This is a genomic window from Streptomyces dengpaensis (assembly GCF_002946835.1).
GTDB lineage: Bacteria > Actinomycetota > Actinomycetes > Streptomycetales > Streptomycetaceae > Streptomyces > Streptomyces dengpaensis.
This window is the reverse complement of sequence record NZ_CP026652.1, coordinates 1,612,762-1,637,236: the sequence shown is the minus strand read 5'-3', so window position 1 is coordinate 1,637,236 and position 24,475 is coordinate 1,612,762. Positions and strand designations below refer to the sequence as shown.

At 70.2% G+C, this 24,475-nt stretch carries 20 protein-coding genes; 12 read left to right on the top strand and 8 right to left on the bottom strand.

Annotated elements, in window-relative coordinates; all coding sequences use genetic code 11:
- Nucleotides 1-109 precede the first annotated feature (109 nt).
- The 5 genes from C4B68_RS07515 (at nucleotide 110) to C4B68_RS07495 (ending at nucleotide 8,535) form a co-directional block, all read left to right on the top strand.
- Nucleotides 110-1,567, top strand: coding sequence for a tyrosine-type recombinase/integrase (locus tag C4B68_RS07515; RefSeq protein ID WP_099498628.1), 1,458 nt, complete (start codon nucleotides 110-112; stop codon nucleotides 1,565-1,567).
- A 26-nt stretch (nucleotides 1,568-1,593) separates the two neighbouring features.
- Nucleotides 1,594-3,513, top strand: coding sequence for a hypothetical protein (locus C4B68_RS07510; protein WP_099498627.1), 1,920 nt, complete (start codon nucleotides 1,594-1,596; stop codon nucleotides 3,511-3,513).
- The gene (locus C4B68_RS07505) at nucleotides 3,510-5,999 is read left to right on the top strand and encodes a hypothetical protein (RefSeq protein WP_099498626.1); all 2,490 of its coding nucleotides are present in this window, start codon (nucleotides 3,510-3,512) and stop codon (nucleotides 5,997-5,999) included. Before C4B68_RS07510 ends, C4B68_RS07505 begins: the two co-directional genes overlap by 4 nt.
- Before the next feature lie 51 nt (nucleotides 6,000-6,050).
- Complete coding sequence (locus tag C4B68_RS07500) at nucleotides 6,051-6,395, top strand: hypothetical protein (RefSeq protein WP_240634225.1); 345 nt, start codon at nucleotides 6,051-6,053, stop codon at nucleotides 6,393-6,395.
- Between the two features lie 595 nt (nucleotides 6,396-6,990).
- Nucleotides 6,991-8,535 carry a peroxidase family protein gene (locus C4B68_RS07495; RefSeq protein WP_099498624.1) on the top strand — a complete coding sequence of 515 codons (1,545 nt, stop codon included), beginning with the start codon at nucleotides 6,991-6,993 and terminating at the stop codon, nucleotides 8,533-8,535.
- A 98-nt stretch (nucleotides 8,536-8,633) separates the two neighbouring features.
- Here C4B68_RS07495 and C4B68_RS07490 read toward each other — a convergent pair whose 3' ends face one another.
- The 4 genes from C4B68_RS07490 to C4B68_RS07475 are packed head-to-tail and all read right to left on the bottom strand — an operon-like array spanning nucleotide 8,634 to nucleotide 11,671.
- On the bottom strand, nucleotides 8,634-9,851 hold the full coding sequence (locus C4B68_RS07490) for a glycosyltransferase (RefSeq protein WP_099498623.1): 1,218 nt from the start codon (nucleotides 9,849-9,851) through the stop codon (nucleotides 8,634-8,636).
- Nucleotides 9,852-9,889: 38 nt separating this feature from the next.
- Nucleotides 9,890-11,026: a radical SAM/SPASM domain-containing protein gene (locus tag C4B68_RS07485; protein ID WP_167459040.1), complete on the bottom strand. Its 1,137-nt coding sequence runs from the start codon at nucleotides 11,024-11,026 to the stop codon at nucleotides 9,890-9,892.
- Nucleotides 11,026-11,301, bottom strand: coding sequence for a hypothetical protein (locus C4B68_RS07480; RefSeq protein ID WP_099498621.1), 276 nt, complete (start codon nucleotides 11,299-11,301; stop codon nucleotides 11,026-11,028). Before C4B68_RS07480 ends, C4B68_RS07485 begins: the two co-directional genes overlap by 1 nt.
- Nucleotides 11,294-11,671: a hypothetical protein gene (locus C4B68_RS07475; RefSeq protein WP_099498620.1), complete on the bottom strand. Its 378-nt coding sequence runs from the start codon at nucleotides 11,669-11,671 to the stop codon at nucleotides 11,294-11,296. Before C4B68_RS07475 ends, C4B68_RS07480 begins: the two co-directional genes overlap by 8 nt.
- A 485-nt stretch (nucleotides 11,672-12,156) precedes the next feature.
- Between C4B68_RS07475 and C4B68_RS07470 the strand changes: the two genes are divergently transcribed.
- The 6 genes from C4B68_RS07470 to C4B68_RS07445 all read left to right on the top strand — a co-directional run bounded on the left by C4B68_RS07470 (nucleotide 12,157) and on the right by C4B68_RS07445 (nucleotide 17,257).
- Nucleotides 12,157-12,723 carry an HAD-IA family hydrolase gene (locus C4B68_RS07470; protein WP_099498619.1) on the top strand — a complete coding sequence of 189 codons (567 nt, stop codon included), beginning with the start codon at nucleotides 12,157-12,159 and terminating at the stop codon, nucleotides 12,721-12,723.
- A gap of 45 nt (nucleotides 12,724-12,768) precedes the next feature.
- Nucleotides 12,769-13,641 (top strand): SPDY domain-containing protein, encoded by an 873-nt coding sequence (locus tag C4B68_RS07465; protein WP_099498618.1) that lies wholly within the window; start codon nucleotides 12,769-12,771, stop codon nucleotides 13,639-13,641.
- 47 nt (nucleotides 13,642-13,688) lie between these two features.
- Nucleotides 13,689-14,561 carry an SPDY domain-containing protein gene (locus C4B68_RS07460; protein ID WP_099498617.1) on the top strand — a complete coding sequence of 291 codons (873 nt, stop codon included), beginning with the start codon at nucleotides 13,689-13,691 and terminating at the stop codon, nucleotides 14,559-14,561.
- 42 nt (nucleotides 14,562-14,603) lie between these two features.
- Nucleotides 14,604-15,482: a hypothetical protein gene (locus C4B68_RS43040; RefSeq protein ID WP_099498616.1), complete on the top strand. Its 879-nt coding sequence runs from the start codon at nucleotides 14,604-14,606 to the stop codon at nucleotides 15,480-15,482.
- Nucleotides 15,483-15,546: 64 nt separating this feature from the next.
- Entirely contained in the window at nucleotides 15,547-16,545 is a 999-nt protein-coding gene (locus tag C4B68_RS07450; RefSeq protein WP_099498615.1) for an MSCRAMM family protein, read from the top strand.
- Between the two features lie 295 nt (nucleotides 16,546-16,840).
- Nucleotides 16,841-17,257 (top strand): GFA family protein, encoded by a 417-nt coding sequence (locus C4B68_RS07445; protein WP_240634224.1) that lies wholly within the window; start codon nucleotides 16,841-16,843, stop codon nucleotides 17,255-17,257.
- Between the two features lie 67 nt (nucleotides 17,258-17,324).
- Here the strand turns inward: C4B68_RS07445 and C4B68_RS07440 are convergent, their stop codons facing one another.
- Genes C4B68_RS07440 through C4B68_RS07430 form a run of 3 tightly spaced genes read right to left on the bottom strand, consistent with a single transcriptional unit; the run spans nucleotide 17,325 to nucleotide 22,654 of the window.
- Nucleotides 17,325-20,474 (bottom strand): error-prone DNA polymerase, encoded by a 3,150-nt coding sequence (locus tag C4B68_RS07440; RefSeq protein ID WP_099498614.1) that lies wholly within the window; start codon nucleotides 20,472-20,474, stop codon nucleotides 17,325-17,327.
- A complete protein-coding gene (locus C4B68_RS07435) occupies nucleotides 20,467-21,987 on the bottom strand; it encodes a DNA polymerase Y family protein (protein WP_240634222.1) in 1,521 nt (506 codons plus the stop codon). Before C4B68_RS07435 ends, C4B68_RS07440 begins: the two co-directional genes overlap by 8 nt.
- 7 nt (nucleotides 21,988-21,994) lie before the next feature.
- Complete coding sequence (locus C4B68_RS07430; protein WP_143674209.1) at nucleotides 21,995-22,654, bottom strand: hypothetical protein; 660 nt, start codon at nucleotides 22,652-22,654, stop codon at nucleotides 21,995-21,997.
- A 247-nt stretch (nucleotides 22,655-22,901) separates the two neighbouring features.
- Here C4B68_RS07430 and C4B68_RS07425 point away from each other — a divergent pair, with 247 nt between their 5' ends.
- Nucleotides 22,902-23,633, top strand: a complete 732-nt coding sequence (locus C4B68_RS07425) for a hypothetical protein (protein ID WP_099498611.1) — start codon at nucleotides 22,902-22,904, stop codon at nucleotides 23,631-23,633.
- 62 nt (nucleotides 23,634-23,695) lie between these two features.
- Here C4B68_RS07425 and C4B68_RS07420 read toward each other — a convergent pair whose 3' ends face one another.
- A complete protein-coding gene (locus C4B68_RS07420; RefSeq protein ID WP_143674208.1) occupies nucleotides 23,696-24,463 on the bottom strand; it encodes an endonuclease domain-containing protein in 768 nt (255 codons plus the stop codon).
- Nucleotides 24,464-24,475: the final 12 nt, after the last annotated feature.

The window sequence follows — 24,475 nt, the reverse complement described above, 5'->3', positions numbered from 1 at the left end:
ACGGTTAGGTCCAGTGTCTCTACCTGTCTCAGCTCGTTGACAGCATGAACGACGAGGTACTGCTGGGCTGTTAGGTTCCGCGGTCGTTACGACCAGCCGCGGGAGTGCGATGCCTTACTTCTTCACCTCGTCCAGCCATCTGGCCCGGCACCAGAAGGCGCTGGGCAAGCTCGGCTTCGATGTGTCTCAGCTGCTGTCCGGGCCAGCGGTGCCGGAGGGCACGCCGTTCTTCGTGGACGAGAACATGCGTCCGGTCGAGCCGATGTGCTCGTACTTCTTTGATCTCGCCCGGCACGTGGGCTCGGAGAGCCTTCGGGACTACGCGTACGACCTGATGGGGCTGGAGGACTTCCTGGCCCGGGTGCTGGATCCGCCGTCGGATCTGTTGTCGGCGACCGAGGCGGACCTGGTGGCCTTCCGGCGGTGGCGTACGCAGTTGGCTCCGGTGCCGGTCGGGCCAGCGACGTGGCGGCGCAACCGTACGGCGATCAACGGGTTCTATGACTGGGCGGTCGGTACGGGTCTGCTGGAGCGGCGACCGTACGCTCGGCGTCGCAGTGGGCGGGATGCCTTGTCGTGGGGAGCGGCTGCCGATCTGGATGTGCGGCATCTGTCGCGGGCGCAGTACGTGATGCTGCACCGGGTCGGTCTCGGGGGTGATCTCCCGGACGGCAGTGCGGATCCGGGTTTCCGGCGTGCGGGGCGGCTGCGGAACATGGCGGGCGCGGACCTGGCGGTGACGACGGGGATGCGGTTGCGGGAGTTCAGCTGCCTGCTGGACATGGAGGTGCCGCGCCCGTGCCCGGGGGCTGGGGCGGTTCCGGTGGCCCTGGGGGCGATCGCGAAGTACGGCTTTGCCCGGGTGGTGATGGTGCAGCAGGCGGTGTTGCGGTCGTTGGAGCTGTACCGCCGTACTGAGCGTGCCGCCCAGGTGGCGCGCAGTCATAGGGTGCTGTGGCGACGGCGCGCGGAACTGTTCGTGGTGGACGACGTAGATGAACGGCGGATGCGGGTGTCCGGGCTGCTCCATGGTCGTCGGCGGTCGTTCGAGGTGGTGGCGATGCCGGCGCCGCTGCGGCGGATCGCGGTGCTGGCGGGGGAGCGCGGGCTGGAGCCGCTGGGGTTGTTCGTGGGCCGGGGCGGTGGGGTGCTGTCGGCGTCGCGCTGGCAGCAGGTGTTCGATGCGGCGGCCAAGCGTGCCCGCGTGCTGTCGGAGGCGTGGGGCGGGGTGGAGATGCCGCGCAGGGTCCGGCTGCACGATCTACGCCATACGTTCGCGGTGTTCATACTGCGGCTGTTGACGGAGCAGGTCGTTGAGGACGAGCGGCGCCGCCGGGAAGCGGGCGGATCAGGGGTGTGGCTCATGCAGCACGTGGCCCGGTCGCCGCTGCTGATTCTGCAGCGGCTGCTGGGGCATCGTGATCCGCGGTCCACGATGAAGTATCTGCGCTACCTGGAGGACGTGAGCGCGATCGTGGCGCGGGCGGTGGAGGAGTGGACGCGGGAGGACCGCACGTTCGCCGACTACGCCTTGTTGTGTGCCGGCCGGGACGGCGGTGGTGTGTGATGCCGCGGCGTGGGGAGCGGAGTCAGGTGCCGGGGCAGCGGGTCGAGCCCGTGGCGGTGGTGGCGGAGCCCGCGCGAGTGGGGGTGCGGGAGGTGGAGCGTGCGTCCCGCCGGGACGGTGCGGTGTGCCGGGTGGATCCCGGCCGGTTCGCCTGTCGGGCTCTGGCGGCGGAGTTGGCCGACGAGTGGGTGCTGTACTGCCGGGCGCGTGCCCTGCGGGGGCCTGACCGGGCCGCGCGGGCGGTGCGGTCCTTCGCCGCTTTCGCCGACGCATGGCTGGCCGAGCGTGGGATCGATCCGCAGCTCGTGCGCCTGACCGGAGGACCGACAGACCTCACGGAGATCGTCTATGAGTGGGAGCACGAACTACGCCGCGTTCACCCTTATCCGTCCAAACGTGGCTACGAGTTGGCGTCGAATCTGCTGGCGCTGATCGAGCAGCGGTCCGTACGGGAGGGGGACCTGCCGCCCAGGCTCGCCGCCCGGGCGCAGGCGGCGCCGCTGTTTGGGAAACCGGCTGAGGGGCCTCCGCTGGAGGAGTTCAGCCAGGCCGAGCGCGTTGCGCTGCGGGATGCCGCCCGCCACGATATCCGGGCCCTCGAAGGTCGTCTGGCGGCCGGCCGGGACTTGCTGGAGACGGGGTGCGATCCCCGGTGCGGCGGCTGGGAGAGTGTGGCGAACCTGGTCTGGGCGGTGCATCAGGGACTGCTGGACACGACGGTGCTGCGTGCCCATCTGCCAACGTCACCCGGACACTGGCCCACCGAGATCCGGCAGATCGCCGGGGACGCAGGTGCGACATGGGCCCCGCAGGCGCTGCTGGCGGGCCTTGCGGCGATGGTGTTCCCGCGTGAGCTGGATCTGCAGCCGTTTCGCGTGTTGCTGCTCCTGGCCATGGACGAATGCACACCGGAGGAACTCCTCGATCTCGCCGTGGACGACGTCGAATTCACCGACGGCGGAGTGCGCCTTGCACAGACCAAGCGCCGCGCCGGACGGATCCGACGCCGCCTGCACTCCGGTAGTGCGGCGGCCGACGATGGTGACGGGTCCACGTTCGACGGGGAGGGCCGCTGGGACGTACCGGGGCTGCTGCGTCGCATGTTCGCGGTCACAAGCCCGGTCCGGCACGCCTACCCGGACGTCGCCAACTGGCTGTGGGTGGCGGTGGAGCCTTCCGGCGCCGGCCGGGCGCGGGTACGCGGGCGGCGGGCCGAGTTCGTCCTTTCGGGGCGCCGACTGACCGACTGGATCACCCGTCAGCGCCGGCCCAACGGACGTCCGCTGGAGATCACGGCGCCGCACGATGCCCGGAGACTGCGCAAGACAGCCAAGATCGGAAGGGTGGTCGCGCTGGGCGGCACGGTCGCCGACCTGGCGGGCGACGACCACCACGTGGAGGTCTTCCGCCGCCACTACGCGCACGGCACCACCGCGCACGTCCTGGCGGGACGGGCCGTCACCGCGGCCCAGCAGAGGGTGTTCGCGTCGCTGACCCGACCGGTCTTCACCGACGAGGAAGCCGTGGCCGACCTGACAGAGCCCGAGGTGAGTGCCGCGCTGGGCATGGATGTAGACACCGCCGAGGCGATGCGGGACGGGCAGCTGGACATGGGCCTGGTCAACTGCCGCGACCCCTATGCCTCCCCGCACACGCCCACGGGCTCGGTGTGCCATGTCGCGCCGGCGATGTGCATGCTGTGCCGCAACGCGGTCGTCTTCCCCTCCCACCTGCCCCGCCTGGTGCTGCTGGCCGAGCACATCGAGCGGATGCGTAACCGGCTCACCCCGCCCCAGTGGCAGGCCCTCTGGGGCCGCCAGGCCGCCGCACTGGCCCAGTTGTTCGACGAATGCGCCGCGTCGATGCCCGACGCCCGCCGCGCGGCCCAGCAGGGCCGAGCCCGGCTTGACCTCCCCCTCGGCATGCGAACGGAGTACGACCGGTGAGCGCCCCCGCCCGCGACGAACCAGGTCTGCGGACTCCCCGGGCGGCGTTCCGCGACGACCAGCCGGTCTTCACCGTCGCCAATGGACTGCTCGAACATCACCAGGATCCAGTGCCCCGCTTCGGCGAGCGGGAACGCTGGAGCGGCTCCTGCCTGCGCCGGCCGAGCAACGTCATTCCGGGCAACTGGCGGATCGTCTTCCCCACCTTCGACGTGGCATGGAACTTGCGGGCCAGGGAGGTCGCCTTCGCCCTGCTCAACCCGACCCACCCCGTCCTGCGGACCGTCGGCGTCTTCCGTCCCGCCCAGCCGGCCCACCTGTCCACGGTGCGACAGCTGATCGAGCGCCTCGGCGTACTGGGCCGCTGGGCCATCGCCCAGAATCAGCCCAGCCACCTCCTGCGCTGGACCGATGACTCGCTCACCGCGTTTCTGGCCTCCCTCCTGCAGGCCGGCGTGACCCGGGAGCGGTCCCTGATCCCCTACCGGTCCATGCTCACCGCCCTGCACGACCTGCATCCCGTGCTGACCGGCGGCGGACTCCTCGCCGACCCGACACGATCCGCCGCCGTGGGCGCGGCCTGCACCACACCGACCCCCACGGTCGAACCGGCCGTATGGTGGCCGCTGCTGCGGGCCGCCTGGACCTACATCGACTCCTTCGCCGACGACATCCTCACCGCCCGGGAGGAGGCTCTCGCCCGGCCCGCACGCGCCGCCCCGGCCGGTCCGTCACGGGCGCGGCCGAGCATCGATGAACGGCTGGCCGCCTGGCTCGCCGACCCCGCGACCCGAATTCCCGTGCACGCCGACGCATTCCGCACCAGCCCGGCAGGCACCCCGATGTGGTCGGTGATCAGCCTGCTGATCACCGACGGCACCAACGAGCACGCCCTGGGCGCCTCGCGCCCATCCGCCGCCTCACGCCGCCGCCGCGTCCTGGCCGAAACCGCCCGCGGACGCACCATCGCCCTCACTCCCGGCCAGGCCGAGCAGATGCTCGGCCTCACCCGCCAACCCAACGCCCCGTCCACGCAGACGTCTCAGCGCTCACAGGCCGAACGCGACGCCGCCCTGAAGACATGGCTCGCCGAACCCGGCCACCTCGTGCCGGTCCAGGAGACGACCCGCACCACCGCCCATGGAGACCAGGTTGTCCGCACCCCTCGCTGGTCGCTGCTGGCCAGCCTCGTCTACGGCCCCGGCGGCCCGCGCACCATCTCTCCGAGCTCGGCGGCCTCCCGCCGACGCCGCGCGATCGCCCAGGCCGCCGTTGACGCAGGCCAGTACCAGGTCCTGGCAGGGCAGGCCCGCGCCGCCGACCTGCCTCGCCCCACACCGCACTTCACCGTCGTACGACGCGCCGACGGCACCGAAGGCCCGTGGCGCACTCAGCTGAGCGACCGCGACCTCGGCGAGGAACTGCGGGCCCTGCAAGGCGCCGTGTACTGCTTCGTGGCAGCGCTGTCGATGATGCGCGATTCCGAAATCCAGGAGATCCGCCGCGGAGCCCTCACCCACCACTACGGCTCACCCGCCCTGCGCTCGCACAAGCTGAAGAACGAGCCTACGCCCGTCGAAGAGAAGTGGTGGATCATCCAGCCCGTCGCCACCGCACTGACCGTCCTCGAACGCCTCTCACAACACCCCACCCACCTGTTCACCACCCTGGCCACGCCCGGCACCTCGGGCCACGGCCGGGGAACAGGCCGACGTGGCCTCAGCGCCCCGTACGTCATCGACACCTTCATCGCCCATATCAACGCGCACCGCCACACCACCGGCCTTGGACCCATCCCCGACGCGCGGGTCCGGCCGCACCAGTTCCGCAAGACCATGTCCGTCATCTGCGCCCAGGAACCCGACGGCGAGATCGCGCTCGGCATCCAGCTCAAGCACGCCGCCCGCCGCATCCTGGCCAACCCCACCACCCACTCCTACGCCGCCCCCGACGGCGCCTGGATGCGCGAGTTCGACGACCGGCTCGCCACCGCCGCAGCCGCCAAACTCACCGGGCTGCTGACCAGCCGCACCACCGGTGCCACCGTCGCCGTCGGACCCGCAGCCACCCGTCTGCACGCCGGCCTCGACCGCGCCGCCGCCCAACTCCCCGCCGTCGCAGACCCGCAAGGGACGCCGCCCGGCCTCCAAGCACTCGCCGCTGATCCCCGCGCAGCGGCCGATCTCATCCGCAGTGAACTGCCCGAGCTGCACTTCGGCACCCTCAACCACTGCCTGTGGCAGCCGGAATGGGCCGAATGCACCAAGCACCTCCCGGACAACGAGGGCGGTGCGCCACTCATCGGGGCCTGCCAGCCGGCCCGCTGCCGCAACTCCGCAGTCACCGCCGACCATGCCCCCACCTGGCTGGCCGAACAACACGACCTCACCCAGCAGCTACGCGACCGCCGCCTTCCACCCGCCCGCCGAGCCGCCCTCCAAGCCCGCCTCGACGACGTCGAGACCATCACCACCGCCCTCACCTAGGACCAGTAAATGGCCGTCTCCCCAGCCACCCAAGCCAAACTCCGCGCCGCAATGACCCGCCTCTTGGCCGGACAGCCCCAGCACACCGACGGAGCCCTGACCAAGGAAAACCTCGCCCGTGAAGCCGGCGTCAGCCACGCCACCGTCCACCGCGCCACCGACGTCCTCGCCGAATGGAACTTTCAAGTCCCCCATCCCGTCCGCCGCACACCCGGCGAGCATGCGCGCGACGACGCCATGACCGCACTGCGCACCCGGCTGGCCCAAGCCCGCGGCCAAGCACGCGAACTCCAAGGCCAGCTCGACGCCCTGGCCACTGTCACGGCGAACCTCTACGCCGAGAATCTCGCCCTGCGCAGACGCCTGCACGGCCGCAATCCCGCCCCAGCCGCTTGACGATGTCAACGCCCTGGCGTGACCAGGTTGATGAGCTGCTAAACGCCGCGCAAGTTGGGGCCGATCTTCGGCCCAACAGCGGTTGAGTTGGGCCGCCGGGTGGTGGTTCCGACGCTTGCGTACTGCGTAGGCATTCTTGGCGCCGCTCGCCTGTTCGATGACCTGGCCAGATCGGCCTTCGACCTGTGTCGCTTTCGGCTCTACAACGCCCGTCTTCCATGGTCGACTTCGCCAGCGGAGGAGGGGCACACTGCGGGGCCCTGCGTTTCAAGTCTGCTGACGTCTACTCCGCACTTCGCCGACCTGCCGGGTCATGACCAGCGCGAACATGCCCCGCGGAGCTCTCTTGTCCCGCGGGTGAGTCGAGCAAGGGATCGAAGCCTGCCGAGCAGGCCCGGGAAGGCCGAACGACACTCTCTGCAGTACTCCGAACGCTGCGGCTCGACCGCGCCCGTGATGCCCCACCAGTTCCGCCGTTGGTGCCTCCACCCGGGCGACGGCACGCCGGTGCCTGTCGCGCCGGACGCGGGCCGGACCCGCTCACGACATAGCATCCTCTGACCCACAGTGATGCCATACCCGCGGAGGTTTCTGCATGACACGACCACCCGGGGCCGGGGACGTGCACGATCCGGGCCAGACCGCCGTCGATATGGCTGGGGGAGGCGAGGGCCTCGGCCCGCCCGCCTCGCCGACCCGCAATCATGCCCATGTGACACGCGGCCTGGGCTACGTACCGGAATCCAGTCTCCCCACCGGGCTGTTCGGCCGGATGTTCCGCTCACTCGACCCGTACCTCCCGGACAGTGCGCGCATCGACGCCATCGCCGCTCGCATGGCGGAGCCGTCCGACGCCGTGCTTGACGGGAGGCTCCCGGCTGGCTACACCTACCTGGGCCAGTTCATCGACCACGACATCACGTTCGACCCCACCTCCAGCCTCCAGCGGCAGAACGACCCCGACGCACTCGTCAACTTCCGCACCCCGCGATTCGATCTGGACTCGCTCTACGGACGAGGGCCGGCGGACCAGCCCTACCTCTACGAGCGGACGCCGGGCACTGGCCAGTCCAGGTTCGTCATCGGCGCCTCGAAGGGCAAAACCCGCGGAGAGCTCGATCTGCCGCGCGACTCGCGCGGCGTCGCGCTCATCGGCGATCCACGGAACGACGAGAACGTCATCATCAGCCAGCTCCAGCTCACCTTCCTGCTGTTCCACAACAGGGTGTGCGACTGGCTGACGGCCGACGGCGGGACGGAGCACGCGCGGCAGCGCCGGGCCGACGAGGGGGTCTTCGACTGCGCCCGGCGGCTCGTGCGGTGGCACTACCAGTGGATCGTGGTCCATGACTTCCTCAAGCGGATCACCGACCCGGTCACCTACAGGGACGTGTTGCGCCAGGAGCCTTTGGTCCCGCAGGGCGATCCGGTCGAGCAGGTCAGGCTCCGCTTCTTCGCCTGGCGGCATCAGATCTTCATGCCGGTCGAGTTCGCCGTGGCGGCCTACCGATTCGGGCACTCGCTCGTACGCCCCGGGTATCGGCTGAACGCGGCAGTCGGCCCCCTGCCGGTCGTCAGCCCCGGCCTGCCGGCCAGCCCCCGGGACGAACTCAGAAACCTCGGCGGATTCCGGCGGCTCCCCGCAGGCTGGCAGATCGACTGGGGCCGCTTCTTCCCCCTAACCGACACCGGCAGCCTCCAGCACGCCCGCAGGATCGACCGGTACCTGGCCCTGCCGCTCCTGGCCCTGCCCCCGGCTCTGGCCGGCGGTGAGATCACCGATCTCGCGCGGCGCAACCTGACCCGCGGTGCCCGGCTCGGCCTGCCTTGCGGGCAGCACGTCGCACTGGCCATGGGCCTCGAGCCGCTCGACGACGAGGAGCTGGACCTGCCAGACGGGGGACCCGCGCCCCTGTGGTACTACGTGTTGCGCGAGGCGGAACTGCACGACGCGGGCCGCACGCTGGGCGCCGTTGGCTCTAGGATCGTCGCGGAGGTCTTCGCCGGCATGCTCGCGGCCGATCCCTCGTCGTACCTGCACAACGCACCGGGCTGGCAGCCGGTCTTGCCGAGCGCCCGACCTGGTGAGTTCACCATGGCCGACCTGATCAGGTTCACCGGCTTCGGCGTTCGGGAATAGTCTCACCCCCCTGCCGTGACGTGACGGGGCGAAGGAGCGACATCACCGGGCCATGCGAAGCCGCCTCGGTCCTGCCGTCACGGCCTGGGCGAGCGCACTCACCTCGCGACGACCCGGCCGCCGAGGCGTGCGGCACAGTGGCGTCCCGCCCAGTGGCAGACCTCCTCCGCCCAGGTCGTGACCGGTCGGTCGCTCTCCGCCGGATACGCATCCGCGTCACCGACAGGACCGTCGCCAAGCGCGACAGCCTGCGCGTACACCGCGCCGAGCCGTTCATCACGCCGCCGGACCGACAGCTTTCCTCGGCTGGTGAGCGCATGATTGTTCATGGACAAGTGCCGCCGCAGCGACTCATCCTCGATCAGGGCCGACGCGGCGGCGGTGAAGTCGGCTACCCGCCGCGCCTGCGGGATCGTGTCCCGCACGAACAAGGCGTTCTCACCGTCGGCGAACAGTTCGTCGATGTGCTCCATGCCCGGGCCGGCCGGGCACACGACGGCCAAGCCCGCGGCTGCGGCCTCCAGCAGACCCATGCCGAAACTCTCGAACGCGGTGGGGGAGAGGAACACATCGGCTCGACGCAGCCGCTCCAGGTAGTCCGTACGCGGCAGCACCGGCACCAGCTCCACCCCGGCCGCAACCAGTCGGCCGACGAGTTCGGCGGGGCAGGGCCCGAGGAAGACCAACCGCACTGTGGAGCCGTGGCGTTCTCGTAGACGTACGAAGACCTCGGCTGCCACCGCGGCCCCCTTGTCCTGTGCGGTCCTGCCCATGTACAGCACGCACACGCGGCCTGTGCTCCGTGCGTGCGGGGCTGTCGCAGGCACGGCGGGATGGACCACCTCGGACTTGGCCGCCAACATCTCCACGATCTCCGGCCGGTGCACGCCGCAGGACAGGTGGTCGATGAACATACGGCGGGCGTAGTCGGTGCGGAACAGCAGCCGGGCGCAACGCCCGTCGGCGTACCGCGCCGCCATCGCGGCCTCCCGGCGCGCTACCGCGCGCGGGCCTGGGAACGGCGGTTCCCCGCGGGCAGCGGCCCCCAGGGCGAAGAACCGCCCGACCCTGAGCGGAGTCATCAGGGAGTCTGCGTCGACGACCCACGGCAGCGGAGACCGGACCGGCAGCCGGGACGAGTGCACGACCGCCACCCCTTCGGGCACACCGGCGAACTGCACCCACTCCGAGACCGCCGGATCGTGCAGGGGGGAGAACGGGCGCCGGGCCTCGCGGTCGGGACAGAAGTGAAGCGTATACGCGCACTGGACGTACGAGACGCCGGTGGGTGGCCGGGCAAGCAGCGATCCGTGCACCCCAACGTGTAGTTCATGCGCCGGTCCGAGGAGGACTTTCACGGCGTCGTAACCGGAGCCGGAGAGGGAGCTGGAACCGGCGGCGCGACCCCGAGACGCTCACGCATGTGCGCGATGAGGCGGCTCAGTCCGCAGCAATCCGAGGTGAATTCAGGGTCGTGCCGGGACGCGATGTACCGCTCGTGCGGGCACCACCCGTTGCACACGCCAAAGTCGGGGCAGTCCCGGAGCGAGGTGAGCGCACGCTCGTTCGAGCCCCGTAGCCTGACCAGAGTCGGCCCTTCCCGGAAGGAGGCGAACGAGTCGCTGAGAACGTTACCCAACGTGTACCCAGGATCCCCGAGGAATAGATCGCAGTGCGCCACCTCGCCGTCCGGCTCCACCAGGTAGTAGCGGCCAAAACAGTCGCCGGCGAGGGTGCAGACCCTGGCGCTCCGTCCCGACAGCCGGTCCAGCAGGCCCTCGAACTCCCGGACGCGGATGGAGCGGTCGCCATGGGCGAGCCAGCGGTCGAAGTACGCCTGCAGGAATCGGCTCATCTCCGCCGGCGTTACATAGTGCGACGTCAACGTGCCGGGCGGCGCGTCCGGCTGGTTCGTCGGTTTGGCGGCCAGCAGACCGTAGTTGGTGATCCCCTCACGGAGGAAGAAGTCGAAGATCTCGTCGGGTCCCAGTTCGAGCGCCGATCTGTCGATCACCATCAGCACGCTGAGTGGCACGCCGTTGTCGCGCAGGACGTCGAGGCCGCGCCGTACGTCGTCAAACGAGGGGCGCCCGGAGGCGTAGCGGCGGTACCGGTCGTGGACCGCCGGCGGTCCGTCCAGGCTTACACTCACCCGGAACTGGAAGTCACGGAAGAACCGGGCCCACTCCCGGTCGAGCCGTGTGCCGTTGGTCTGCAGCGAATTCCGGATCACCTGCCCCGGGCGGCGCAGCCGTGCCTGCACGTAAACGGCGCGTTCGTAGAAGAGACGCGGCAGCACGGTCGGCTCACCGCCGTGCCAGATGAACTCGACCGCATCGTGGGAGGGGTCGGCGAGTGCCCGGGCGGTCAGCCGGGCGAGCACCGGGAAGCTCATCTTCTGGTTCGGTCCGCTCCGCCAGTCGTGGCAGTACTCGCAACGCAGGTTGCACAGCCGCGTCGCCTTGACGATCAGGCCGAGGTATCGCCCCACTAGCGCTCCTTCGAGTGAGCTCGTTCGGCCAGCTGCTCCACCAGGCGGGCGTCGTGCGGGGCCAGGAGTTCCTCCGCGGGACGTGCCGCCATGCGCTCCCACGGCCCCGTCGCGGCGTCGAGCGCCGCGAGGAGAATGGAATGGTCCGTGGGGGACAGCCCGGCGGCGAAGCCGCTCAGGGCCGCGGCGAAGGCGGCGTCGGAGGGGTCGTCGCCCGCGGGACCGCCGCCCGTGGGGCGGTCGACTCCGCCGCGGCTGGCGGTGTCGTCACGCATAGGGCGGCGTCCACTTCTCCGGTCGCGTGTAGGTCCACTGGACGATCTCCCACTCCTCGCGGCCTTCGCGGGGATTGGCCTTCTGCCAGATCGGCCCGACCTCGACCCACGCGGCGCTCGCCTCGGTCGCCAAGCTCCACCGTTCCTTGACGGAGGCGATGACGTCGCGCGTGGCTGCGTCCAGGTCGCTGGCCAGCTGCTGACGGCGGACGTCCTCGGGTCGGAGATCCCGTGTGTACTGGAGCAGCACCTGGGCGAGCGAGCGTTCGGCCGGAGCGAGGGACTCGCTCCAGTCCGACAGGCGGCTGGCGAAGGAACTGATCTCCTCGCTGGTGACGGGGATCCCCGCGTCGTCATCATGTTCGGGCATGAGCTGCCTCCGCTTCCTCGGGTCGTCCCCCACCGGGCGTTGGTAACCCCTCGCGTTTTGATCCACACTCAGAGTGTTCACCTGGTGGCATGGACGCGCAATCCGGCACGCTCCTGCTCCGCCCGATCGGCCTCCCCGTCCGCGGCACTGGCCGGAGGTCCCATCGAGGGTGGCCGCCCGGACGCTCTCCTCAGTTGCGTCGGCGCCGTACTGCGCGACGAGGTAACGCACCTGCTAAACGTAGAGACCGGCCACCCCGCCGGGGTGCTGGCGGTGGCGTGCACGTTGCTGGACGGCCCCCAGTCCTGGCGCTCGACCCCGACATTGGGGTCTTCCACCGCCGCCCCGCGCACAGGGAAGCCTTCTCGTTCCCGCGGTGGTAGGAATGGACACGTATGGGTGGTTGCCGTCTGTGAGCCATTGCCTCGGTGAGACAAAGAACTCTGCCTAACAACGGAGTCCTCGGACTCCAGCCCAGCACCGGCATGTGGACCCGCCTCGCCGACCTCGCCGAGTGGCCCGACCGACACCTCCCCTCCTTCCAAGAAGCCTTCTGGGCCCCCCGGAACGCGTACGACGCAGGCGAACTGAGCGATCTCGCCTACTGGGCGAAGGTGCTCGGGCACCATCCCGGCGCGCGGTGGCTGCGCACGCTGCGGGCCGCCGATACCGCCATGTGGACCCGTACCGACCCCAGAGTCCTCGACATCCTGTACCGCGCCCGGGCCGCGGGGCTGCCTCTGGTGCTGCTCTCCAACGCCCCGGCCCATCTCAGCGACGTCCTGGACGCCACCGACTGGCGGCGCGATCTGGTGATTGACGCCCTGTACTCCGCCCGCCTGGGCCGGTGCAAGCCCGATTCGGCCGCGTACGAGCACGCCCTGGCGGCCACCGGCGTCGCCGACCCGGGACGCGTGCTGTTCGTCGACGACCGCGAGGACAACTGCAGGGCCGCCGCCGAGTTGGGCCTGCGCGCCCTGCACTACGCCGGCCAACCCGCAGACCTGGAACACCAGCTGCTGCCCGCACTTGCGAACAGCACGCGTACCTGACCAGAACCGCGTGCTCATCCCCCCAGCCTCAACCTCAGGACTCTCGTGCCCGACACCGAAGAGATCGACGGCGACAACTACGTATCCCCGCGCTACCTCGCAGGCAGCACTTGCGACGCAGACCCCGCGCTGGAGCCGCTCCTCGCGCTTGGCTTCGACCTCCATCACGACAACCTCGCCAACGCCTACGTCACTGCGCCCGACCACCGCGTCCGACTCGGATTCCTGCCCGAGGGCGACGACGACGGACTGTGGCGGATCAACGCCTACCGCGACCGCTTCGCCCCGCCCGCGTGGGGCGTCAGTTTCAACGACACCGCACCCACGGAGTTCGTCACCGCCTTCACCACCGCCCTCGCTCAGGCGTACACCGCCGGCCCCGACATCTACCTCGCCGAGCCCGACCTCAAGGACCCCGAGCTCGGCGCCTTCGACGCCGTCGTCCCGCTCATCAAAAACGGCTGGCAGTTCCAGCACCCGCGCTGGGGCGTGATGGAACTGCAGTCCCCGGACGGGATGGCCACCTGTGAGTACACCACCGGCCGCCTCGACCCGGAGAAGGAACTCACCACCCTGGAGGCCCGCTGGCACCTGTGGGGCGGACCGAAGAACGGGTATGCCCGCTGGTACGCCACCGCCACCACCAACACCCCCACCGCTCTAGTGAAGGCCATCACCCAGAGCGTGTCCGACCCTGCGCCCCTGCCACGCTGGAGGGACTCGATGCTCCCTGGGCTGCGCGAGGCCGCACAGCTCACTCCCGTCACACCGTCCGCGCCCCCAGTTCCGACCCCGCTCGACGTCCAGCGCTCCCTCACCCGCCGACCGCCGGCACTCGGCACCCGCAGCGTCCCACGCTGGAGCACGGCCACCCTTCCTCCGGCGCCCGCCGCCCCACGCACGGCAGCGCGCCGCTGATTTGCCGATGCCCACGACCAGTAATTCCCGCCCGCCGAAAGGACCTTGTGTCACTCAGCCCCCTGGACGATCTCGACGACCACGACGTGGTCGAGGTCCTGCCCCGCCACCTCGCCGGCCCCGGCATCCACGACCTCGTCGACGTATGGCCCTTCCCTTTCGATCAGGGCTGGACCCTCCACCACTCCGGAGACGGCCCGGCCATCGTGATCAGTCCCGGCATGCAGCTGCTCGCCGGGCACGTACCGTCCGAGGACCACGTGCGCGGTGGCGAGTGGCTGATCGCCGCACACAAGGACCCCTTCCGGCCGGCCACCTGGACGGCCACGCTCGACGCCAGTACCCCCGTCGAACTCGTTCGCGACCTGTATGCCGAAGTGCTCTCGCTGTGCGAGGCGGACAGACGGGGCGAACGCAACCTGCTGCGCCCAGACGACGTCCGCCCCCAAGACGTATACCTGCCGCTGCTCACCGCTGGCTGGCAACACACGGTCAAGACGGACGGGGTCCAGTATTTCCGCAGCCCGGACGGCTACGGCGTGCTGCAACACGCCTACGTGCACAAGAACGTGGCCGCACCCCGCTGGTCCGCGTGGGGCGGGCCGCCGGACCACCCGCTGTGGAAGGCCACGTTCTCCTCCGCCGTGCCCGCCTCCCTGGTCGCGGCGTTCGCTTCCTCCCTGGCCTCACCCGTGCCGCTCGCCCGCGCTGTGTGGAACATTCCGGCCGACACCCGCCTCCATCTCACCCTCCCAGCCGCTCTGACCGATGCCGCCGCACGCCAGGGCGCCCCGGCACAGAGCCGAGCGTCGGCACCCTCGTCGCCGACTCTGCCGTCCGCGCACGCCAGGGTCAGCGCCCCGGGCACCGGGCCCGCGCCGACCGTCCGTCCCGCCCCGTCGGCCGGCCGACCCAGGTAGCCGCCCCGCAGAACCGTCCGCTGCCGAGGAGCACCACCACCGTTGTCCCTGCACGCCCAGCACTTCTTCACCGACCTGCTCGACCTGCCCGTCCACGAACGACGAGTGATCGGCGACGCCTGCTACGCCGTCCTCTCGCCCGACTCCCCGCTGCGACTGCGCATCGAGTTCGCCCAGACCATCCGAGAACGTGAGTACGGCGGACTGCGCCTGAGCATCCTCCACCCGGACCGCGGCGCCCTCGACCACGCGTACCTGTCCTTCGCCGACCACGGCACGTTCGCCGTACGGGACGCCCGCCTCGGCAAACAGCCCGGACATGATGGCTACGGCGTCGTACGGGACTGGCACCACGACGACACCTCACCCTGGATCGGCGCCGCCGTCATACCCCTGAGCGATGCCATCCAGGACTACCTGAAGGTCTGGACGCCCGAACCGTCCCCGCCCAGCAGCGCCGACAGCGCACGGCGGCGACCGGCTCAGCTCGATACGGATCCTGAGCCGTCCCGGGGATGCTGGCTCACAGACGCCGACTTCGTCACCCGCCTCCACCAGGCCACGCCCCTCTGGCTGGACATCGTCGACAGCGTCCTCGACGACGGACTTCCCCTCACTCAAGCACTGACCGGCAGCCGCGAGCACGCTGCCCAACTGCTCGAAATTCCACCGGCGTTCGGCCTCCTGATCGAAGCCGAGGCTGCGGCCCGGATCGTGCATGCCGCCGGCCTACCGGCGGGCACACTGCGCGGTGCCTCCGTCGCGCAGGGCCTATCGCACATCGCGACGTTGCCCGTCGAGGACCAACACCACCTCGTCCGGGCCGCCGCCCGCGGAAGCACGATCGACGCCCCCGCGCACCTTCCAGGGCAAGCCCGTCCGGCCCCGCCGCCCCAGCCGTCGCCGGCCCATACCCGCTGACCGGCATTATCCCGCTTGCACCGACGGGCAGCCCTGCCCGCGTCCCCTCCAGGAGAGTTCCTTCTTGCCTACCCGTTCCGCCCGCCGCCTGTCCGCCGTGGCCATCACCGTTGCCACAGTGACCGGCGCGGTGGCCTTGGCCCCAGCCGCCTCCGCGAACAACCCCGAGCCGACCCCGTCCACGTCCATCACTCCGCTGAGTGCGGCCGGGAACGGCGGCGTCACCATCCTGAAGAAGGACCCGGGCGGCGATGTTGTCGCCGGCGCCACGTTCAACCTGCTCGACTCCACCGGCAAGCAGGCCGCCAGCGGCACCACCGACGCCGAGGGCCAGCTGACCTTCCAGGACCTCCCGCCCGGTGTCTACCGGCTCAAGGAAGTCTCCAGCGGCAGCCCGCTGCACGAGGTCGTCGACGACCAGGACGTCATCGTCACCCCCGGTGCCGACACCCCGCTGACCATCATCGACCCGTTCAAGCCCGCCTCAGTTCGGCTGAAGGCCAAGGACGACAAGACCGGCAAGCTGCTGGCCGGATCCACGGTCAACATCGGTAGCGGCGACAAGACCATCCTGACGCTGACCACCGGCTCCGACGGCACGGCCAGCGGCAAGCTGCCCATCAACTCCCGCACCGGCAGCGACTTCTGGGTCAAACAGGTGAAGGCGCCCGCCGGCTACGAGATCTACACGTCCGTGAAGGCATTCAAGGCCAAGCCGGGCGATCCCGTCACCGTGACCGTCACCAATGCCAAGACCGTCACCACCCCGCCGCCCACGGAGAAGCCGACCGATCAGCCAAGCAACCGGCCGACCCCGGACAAGCCCGGCCAGGATGAGGACAACCCGGCGCCGTCCGCCTCGGGTACCCCTACCTCCGACGAGACCGCGTCGAGCACTGCGGCCCCCACCCCTGGGGGCTCTCTCGCGCACACCGGCGCCGACGCCACCCCGTGGCTGATCGGCGGCGCCGGAGTCCTGATCGCTGCTGGCGGAGGCGCCCTCTTCGCGGCCCGTCGCCGACGCGCGGACAACGCCACCGACGACGGCTCCACCACGAGCTGACCTCACCCGCTTCACTCCGCAAAGCCCCCGGAATCGGATCGTTCGATTCCCGGGGCTTCGTCGTGGGCGCTCACGTGGGGCCAGCTGGTGGAGGCGCTGGAGGCCGCGCCACCGCCCCGACTGGCCGGTACCGCCGATAGCCGCCGTGGCCGTAAAGGCTCGTACTGACATTCGCCTCCAAGAGTGGATTCGCCGTCCCGTTCGGGTCGAGCGGCACCGAACATCAGCGCGATGTCGCGGCGGTACGGCACACTGCCGCCGGAATCAGCTTTCCCGCACCAGAGGAGCCGTCTCCGTGGCCGAGCCGATCGTCGTCCCTGACCTGTGGAGTGGGCGCTGCCAGTGCGGCGACCACACGTATGAGGCGTCCGGCATCCCGGACGACCCCCACTTGTGCTCGTGCGAGCACTGCACGCGCCTGTCCGGGGCGCCGGCGATGGCATGGGTCGGGTTCCGCAGGGACGCCCTGAAGTGGACGGGCCCCGCAGGCGAGCCGACGTACTTCTCCACCTGGCCGACGCTGCACCGAGGGTCCTGCAGCCGTTGCCGCACCCAGCTCACCTCCGTCGCGGACGGCTCGGACATGATCATGGTGACAATCTTCAGCCTCACCCGCAGCGGCGAACTGGCCCCGGTCGGACACAGCTATCGCGAAGCGGCGGCGCACTGGATGTCCATCACGCTCGCGCCCGACCCGCAGCGCCGCACGTGACGCCCGGCAGGCATCACGATGATCCTGCCGCGGGCGCAGCGGCCGAACCTCCGCTTCCCGCAGATCGTCACCTGAATCGCCCCGGCTGATGGACCCGACCGGGGCCCGCCAGGGCGTGCGCGCGGTGCACGATCATGTTGACCGAGCCGCGGTCACGTTCGATGTGCCCCTCCAGCAGCACCGCAGGGGCGCCGAGGACTACCCCTCGCGTGCGTTCCCAGACCGGAGGAGAGAAGACCAGGTTGATCATGCCGGTCTCATCTTCCAAGGCGCCGAACGCAACTCCCTTGGCCGTCGGGGGCCTTTGGATGTACTTGGCCAGTCCGCCGACCCGCACCCGGGTCTGGTCGGCCAGGTCACGGGCCTCGCGCGCAGGCTGCGCCCCGTGTGAGGCCAGCAGAGCACGGAGGTGCTGCGCGGGGTGGGTGGTGGCGCTGGCGCCGGAGGCGTCGAGGTCGGCGGCGGTGGCCTCGGCCGCGGTCATGACCGGCAACTCCGGTGCGGGCGCCAGGTCGTCCAACCCCGGAAGGACGTCCTGGATCTCGCCGGTATAGGCGCCGGCCGACCACAGGGCGGTGCGCCGATCCACGCCGAGGCCATCCAACGCCCCGGCGGTGGCCAGCTGCTCCATCAGCTTCGCCGACAGCCGCGTGCGGCGGGCGGCATCGGCCACCGAGCGGAAGGCCACGGTGCCGCGCGCGGTCAGGATCCGCTTGGCGATCTCCTCGCTGATGCCGGTCACGGAGGTCAGTCCGCGGCGGATCGCCGGCCGCCGCTCCGGCTGATCGGTGTGAGGCTCGAGCGTGGCGTGCGCACCGGAGCGCTGGATGTCGACACTGCGGACCTCGATGCCGTGTTGCTTGGCATCTTGGATGAGGGTCTGGGAGTCGTAGAACCCCATCGGGAGATGCGCCATGATCCCCGCAAGCATGGCGTGGGGAAAGTGGTACTTCACCCAGGCGCTGGCATAAATGATGCCTGCCATCGATTGGGCGTGAGACTGCGGGAATCCATAATCCGAAAACGCTTCTATCATGCCCACAATGCGTTCGGCGGCGGCTTGGTCGATGCCCTTGGCGGCCATCCCGGCAAGCAGTCGTCCGCGCAGCTGTGCCACCCTTTCGGGAGAGTGCTTGGCGGCCATCGCCTTACGGAGACGGTCCGCCTCGCCCGGGGTGAAACCTGCACAGTCGATGGCTAGGGCCATGGCCTGCTCTTGCCACAAAGCGACCCCGAGAGTTTTGGAAAGCGCTGGTTCGGCGAGCGGATGCGGGTAGGTTACGGGCTCCAGGCCGGCCCGTCGCCGCAAATAAGGATGTTTTGATCCGGCCTGAATTGGGCCCGGCCTAATGATCGAGGCGGCCACCGCGAGGTCCTCGAAACACCGTGGCTGCAGCTGCGGCAGTGTCGAGACCTGCGCCCTTGACTCGGCCTGGAAAACTCCTATGGTCTGACCTGCGGCAATCATGGCGTACACGTCCGGGTCGTCCTGCGGAATTGAGGCCATGTCCAGGCTGATTCCGTGGTGTTCTGCAATGAGGTCGCATGCGGTGTGCAAGGCGGCCAACATGCCCAATCCCAGGATGTCAATTTTCAGAAGATGGGCGGCGGCCACATCGTCTTTATCGCCTTGCAGTACCGAGCGCCCTTCTCGGGTTGCCCATTCGACCGGCATGATTTCCCCAATGGGCTGACGGGTCAGCACCATCCCTCCGACATGGATACCCAAATGCCGTGGCAGGGTGTGCAGTTGTCCTGCGAGTGAGCGTACATCGGCGGGGATGTCGGCCTCGGGCCCGGGTGGCTCGTGGTGAATATGGCGGGTCATCTCATTGATCCGCGCCATGGGATAACCGAGGGCGCGTGCTGAATCCCGCACACTCAGGCGGGGTTGGTAGGTGATGAGGTTCGCCACCTGTGCGCAGTGCGACCGGCCGTATTTGGCATACAGGTACTGGATCACCTCCTCCCGGCGGTCGTTCTCGAAATCGATGTCGATGTCCGGGTCGGTCTTTTCGGCGTGCAGGAATCGTTCGAAGTGCAGGCCGTGCTTGAGTGCGTCGACGGAGGTGATGCCCAGCGCGTAGCAGACCACGCTGGAGGCGGCGCTGCCGCGCCCCTGGCACCAGATCCCCCGCTCGGCCGCGTACCGCGTGATGTCCCAGCAGATCAAGAAGTAGCCCTGCATGCCCATGTCGGTGATCACGGACAGTTCGTAGTCGAGCTGTTTCCACGCAGCCCCGGCTGCCGGATCGGTGCGCGGCCCATACCGGCGGGCGCAGCCTTCCTCCGCGAGGTGGCGCAGATAGCTGCCGGGGGTGTGCCCGGCGGGCACCTCGAAGTCCGGCAGCTGCGGGCGCAGTTTGCTCAGGTCGATGACGCTGCTGCGGGCGAGATCGACGGCGGATGCGATGGCCTGCGGATAGCGGGCCATGAGGATGCGCATCTCCTCGGCGGTGCGCAGATGCGCCGTCGGGGCCGGCGGCAACTCCCCGATCGCGGTGTCGAGGTTCTCTCGGCGGTGCAGCGCGGTCAGCGCCGCCGCCAGCCGCGCAGAACGCGGGGCCGCGTACCGGACCGCGTTCGTGGCCACCACCGGCAGTCGCCATCGCTGCGCCGCCGCGTGCGCGGCGGCGTTGCGCGGGCCGTCTTCGGGCAGCCGGTGATCGACGAGTTCGGCGTGCAGGTGGGTGCGGCCGAAGAGGTCCACCAGCCGGTCCATCCGGGCGTGGATGGCGTCAGTGTCGTACGCGGCCTCGCCGAGGACGGGGCAGCCGGTGAGGATCGCCCACTGGCCCTCGTGTGCGGCAGCCGACAGGGCGTCGAGGTCGTAGACCGGGGCGCCCTTGGCGCCGGCCAGCTGCCCGGCGCTGATCGCCGCGGACAGCCGAGTGAAGCCCAGCAGGCTGCGGGCGATCACCACGATCGACCCGAGGCCCTGGTCCAGGGTGAGTTCGGCGCCGTAGATGGTGCCGATGCCGTACTCGCCCGCGGCCTGTGCCAGACGTCTCGCGCCGTAGAGCCCGTTGGTGTCGGTGATCGCCAGGGCCTCGATACCGAGGCGGACGGCCTCGGCGACCAACGCCTCCACGCGGTTGGCGCCGAAGAGGAACGAGCCGGCGGAGTGCACGTGCAACTCCGCCCAGCCGCCGCCGACGGGCGTCGGCGCGGCGCGCGTACCGGGGAAGCGCAGCACCTTCCCGCGAGGGTCAGCCATAGAGCGCCTCCACCGCCCACCGGCCGTCTTGGATGTGCAGCAGCCAGGCGCGGCCGTCCGCGCAGGCGACCTGCAGGCGCGCAAGGCGGCGGGCCTGGGCGGGGATCCACCAGTCCTCCAGCACCGGCCACGGTCCGGTCCACCCGGTCACCGCCACTGGCGCGGCGCCGTCGATGGACAGCGCGGCCGGGGCCTGGGTGAGCAGGGTGCGTCCGCTCACCCCGACCGGGCCGCCATCTGCCCCGATCACCTGGGCAGGGCGCGGGGTGGGGTAGACGACGGCCGGGTGCGGGGCCGGCAGCCGCCCTGGCCACGTCCCCTCCACCAACGGACGCGAGCGCGCATCGCCGTACGGGATGTCCACGATCCGCTCGCCCGGACCGCGGCCTCCGGCGAGTTCCTGACGTACCACCGCGCGGTGTCCGAGCATCGCCTGCAGTTGCCCCGCGGCGTGCTCCAGTTCCTCCGGCGCGATCCGCGGCCCGAACAACAACGACTGCCGCCCGGACGCTGCCGACAGTCCCTCCGGAACCAGCCGCAGTGTGGTGATCCCCGCCGCGGCGGCGACGATCTGCCCGGTCTCGGCCCAGGCGGCGATCTGCCAGCGCACCCGCTCGGCCACCGCCAGCGCCGAGAGCCGGCCCTCGTGTCGCCACAGCCGCGACAGGCGCAGCCCGCTCGCGAGGCCCACCTCGACCTGCAGCCTGGCGCACACCGCCCCGGCCCGCGCGAGGCGGGCGTGAAGCTGTTCGGCGAGCGCTTTGGCAATGAACGCGACCGGCTCAAGATTGTCCTCGGGCGGCTCGAACGCCTCGGCCACGCTGTAGTCACTATCCGCCCCGGATGTGCTGAGCGGCCGGGCCTCCTGGCCGCGGGCGGTGCGTTGTGCCGCGGCGCCGTCGTGTCCGAACCGGGCCAGCACCCGGTCACCCGGCAGCGCCGCGAACGCCCCCAAGGTGGTGATGCCCAGGCGGGGCAGCAGCTGAGACAGCCGCGGGCGGCCCAGCACCCCCACCGGATACGGGGCCAGAAAGTCCGCGGTCTGCCCGGCTGGCACCAGGACCCCGACCTGCCCTGCCCGCACCGCCAGGGCGGCAGCGAACACGGTGTCCGCCGCGCCGGTACGTGATTCGACCCCGGCACCGGTGAGCACGGTGGTGATGTGCTGCACCAGGGCCTGCTCGCCGCCGAAATAGCGGGCGGGTCCGCGAGCGGGCACGGCGATCAGGCCAGGCCGCAGGACTTCCATGTGCGGAGCGATTCGTTTCTCCAGCAGGCGCAGCACCGGCTCGAACGCCCGCGTCTCTGCTTCGGGGTCCCGGTCGAGCAGCCTGAGTTGGGGGCAGCGTCCGGATGCCTGGCGTACCCGCATCCCGCGCCTTACGCCCTGCCGGCGGGCCTCCCTCGAACAGGCCAACACCCGCTCCCGCGCGATGATCGCCACGGGCTCGTCGTGATCCGCGCCCGCGGCCACCACGGGCCAGTCCATCATCCAGATCGCTAGTGCACGCACTGCCGGCTCACCCCGCGGTGACGGGCCGCAGCGGCACCACATCCGCGCCGGCGATGGCCGCGGGCTCGGCGATCAGCTGCACCGAGCCGTCCGGCCCCGGCAGCCACACCTCGGCATGCCGCGGCTGCGCCGCAGCACCCCGACCAGCCACCACCAGACGGGCTCGCCGGCCGGCGAGCAGACCAAAGCCGTCCCCGAGCCCGTCCCAGCGGGCCTCGGCCACCCGCAGCCGCAGATGTGCGTCCGGCCAGTCCTGCCAGGTCAGCAACGTCGTACCGGAGCGCCGCAGGCGGGCCGCAATGCGACGGCTCGTACGCAAGGCCACCTGCCCCACGGGGCCGAGCAAGACCACCGGCGCCGCCTCGCACACCGTAGCCAGCACCTCGGGCCACTGCCCTCCCGGCTCAGGTACGGCCAGCCCGCACGCCAGGTCCAAACCGGCATCCGCCGCCGCGAGGCCGCCGAGCTGCGGCAGACCGACCGCTGCCCAGGCGCCGCCGTCGGTGGCGGCCTCCGCGGCCAACGCGATCAGCAGGGGCAGGTCGCCCCCAGCGCTCACCACCGCACCGCGGGGCAGCTTCCCACCCGGGAGCAGGCTGGAGAGCGTGCCGGACTTGGCTCCGGTCGCCTCCGGAGTCCCTCGCTCACCAGGCGAAACGACGTGCATGAACACATGTTCGATTCCTTGGGCGAGAAATGCAAGCGGGCGAACGCCACACCACTCGCACGAGCCTCGCGACCGACTGCGGTTGACAGCTCCGGTGAAAGGAGCGGCGGTTGTGAACGACCATGCCGCGTACGCCCGTTCGCCTCGCCCCGTCCGAAGTCGCCCGGCGCATGCCCGCCGGCGGTGGCAGCTCCTGCGGTCTCGCCGAGGGGCAGGCGTGCCGCACGTGCCTCGCTACGCTGCCGCAGTGATCGAGTCCTCCTCGCTGCCCGGCGATCCCACCGAGCTACACCTACGGATCTCCTTCGATGACGAACTGTGGGATACCCCGCAGGCCGACACCCTGGAGCGGTGGAACGTCGCCATCCTGCACCGCCGACGTACACATGACGGGGCTCAAGGACCGGCGGCGGGCAGCGCCTGCGACACCGCGGACTGCCCGTCGTGCACGACGGAGGATGTCGCCGTCGGAGAGATGACCTTCTACCGGGTGCATCTCGACCGCGGCCGGAATGCCTACTGGGCCATGGAAGAGGAGTCCGAGGAGCTGTACGAGACCGCCCAGGTCCTCGTCGACCCGCAGACGGGTTCCTTCACCAGCGAGGTCGGCGAACTGCTGGAGTACGTCGGTTCCGCACTGCTCGTCATGGATCGCGTGACGCTGGATCCGCAGTGGCGCGGGCACGGCCTGGCGGCCGTACTCGGCATCGAGGCGATCCACCGGCTCATGCCCGGCTGCCGGGCCATCGCCTGCTCACCCGGTATCACCGACCTCAGCAGTCAGCGTCTGACGGACCGATCCGAGTGGGACCGCGTGAACGCCAAGATCGCCCAGGGGTGGGAGCGCATCGGGTTCCGCCTGTACCGCGACAACATCTATCTCCTGTCGCCGGCCTCGCAGGACCTGGAGGAGCAGCGCGGCGTACTTCGTGGGCACCTCGCGGAACTCGGTGCGTCCTGGCGGACCACGATCTCCTGACGGACGCCGCTGCCGAGACGAGAACCATCGACGAGGCCCGCCGCCCTCGCGGACAACTGGCCTCAAGACCGCCACTCGGCCAGCGGATCGAATCCGAGCAACTCGATCTTGCGCTTCCTCGTCGACTCCTTCGGTTCGTACGCCAGGTACGGCGGATAGGCCAGTGCCAGATGCGCCGCAGGCGGGTTGTTCATGTACTCCGCCTTCGGGCAGCCGTCCACGTGCGGACATTCCTCCACCGTCCGGTTGCACAGCCGGCACAGGAGACCACGCACCATGCCAGTGGAGTAGTCGTGATCCACCATCGCCCCAGGCAGAGCTCCGCACAGATGGCAGTCCGGGCCGAGGGCCTCGACCAGCGCGGCACGCAACCGGCGAACCACCGCGGTCTTGGCCGGCGGTGGGGGCCAGAAGTGGAAGCCCCCGTATCCGCCACCTGCGCAATGCTGCTCGGCGGACACCGATTCGAGAGGAACACCCTCGCCCTCGGCGTTCACGAACCACCGATGGTCAAGGGTCTGGGACTGCCCCGGATCTCCTACTGGGGCAGTCCCGGTGTCACTGGCTGACCAGGAGCAGTACTGCCGGTGCTCCCAGCCCTGATCGAACGGCTTCTTCGAGCAGTGCATCTGATCGCCGCTCATGAGGTGGAACCGCCCGTCGTCGCCGAGGACGGCCACTCGCGGCGGGTCTGGCACAGGACCGTTCACGTGGCAGGGCTTCCCGACCGCTTCGCGCACCTTCTGATCGACCCCCCAGACCCCGAAATGGGCGAAGTCCCACAGCAGCTTCGCCCGCCGGTATGGGGGCAGGTCATCCAATGTCGGCATGAGCGGCATGGT

Excerpts from the sequence above, each read along its gene's own strand:
- C4B68_RS07430 (WP_143674209.1), bottom strand. The coding sequence starts at position 22,654 with ATGCACGTCGTTTCGCCTGGTGAGCGAGGGACTCCGGAGGCGACCGGA.
- C4B68_RS07500 (WP_240634225.1), top strand. The coding sequence starts at position 6,051 with ATGACCCGCCTCTTGGCCGGACAGCCCCAGCACACCGACGGAGCCCTG.
- C4B68_RS07470 (WP_099498619.1), top strand. The coding sequence starts at position 12,157 with ATGTGGACCCGCCTCGCCGACCTCGCCGAGTGGCCCGACCGACACCTC.
- C4B68_RS07495 (WP_099498624.1), top strand. The coding sequence starts at position 6,991 with ATGACACGACCACCCGGGGCCGGGGACGTGCACGATCCGGGCCAGACC.
- C4B68_RS07480 (WP_099498621.1), bottom strand. The coding sequence starts at position 11,301 with ATGCGTGACGACACCGCCAGCCGCGGCGGAGTCGACCGCCCCACGGGC.
- C4B68_RS07515 (WP_099498628.1), top strand. The coding sequence starts at position 110 with ATGCCTTACTTCTTCACCTCGTCCAGCCATCTGGCCCGGCACCAGAAG.
- C4B68_RS07475 (WP_099498620.1), bottom strand. The coding sequence starts at position 11,671 with ATGCCCGAACATGATGACGACGCGGGGATCCCCGTCACCAGCGAGGAG.
- C4B68_RS07420 (WP_143674208.1), bottom strand. The coding sequence starts at position 24,463 with ATGCCGACATTGGATGACCTGCCCCCATACCGGCGGGCGAAGCTGCTG.
- C4B68_RS07440 (WP_099498614.1), bottom strand. The coding sequence starts at position 20,474 with ATGGCTGACCCTCGCGGGAAGGTGCTGCGCTTCCCCGGTACGCGCGCC.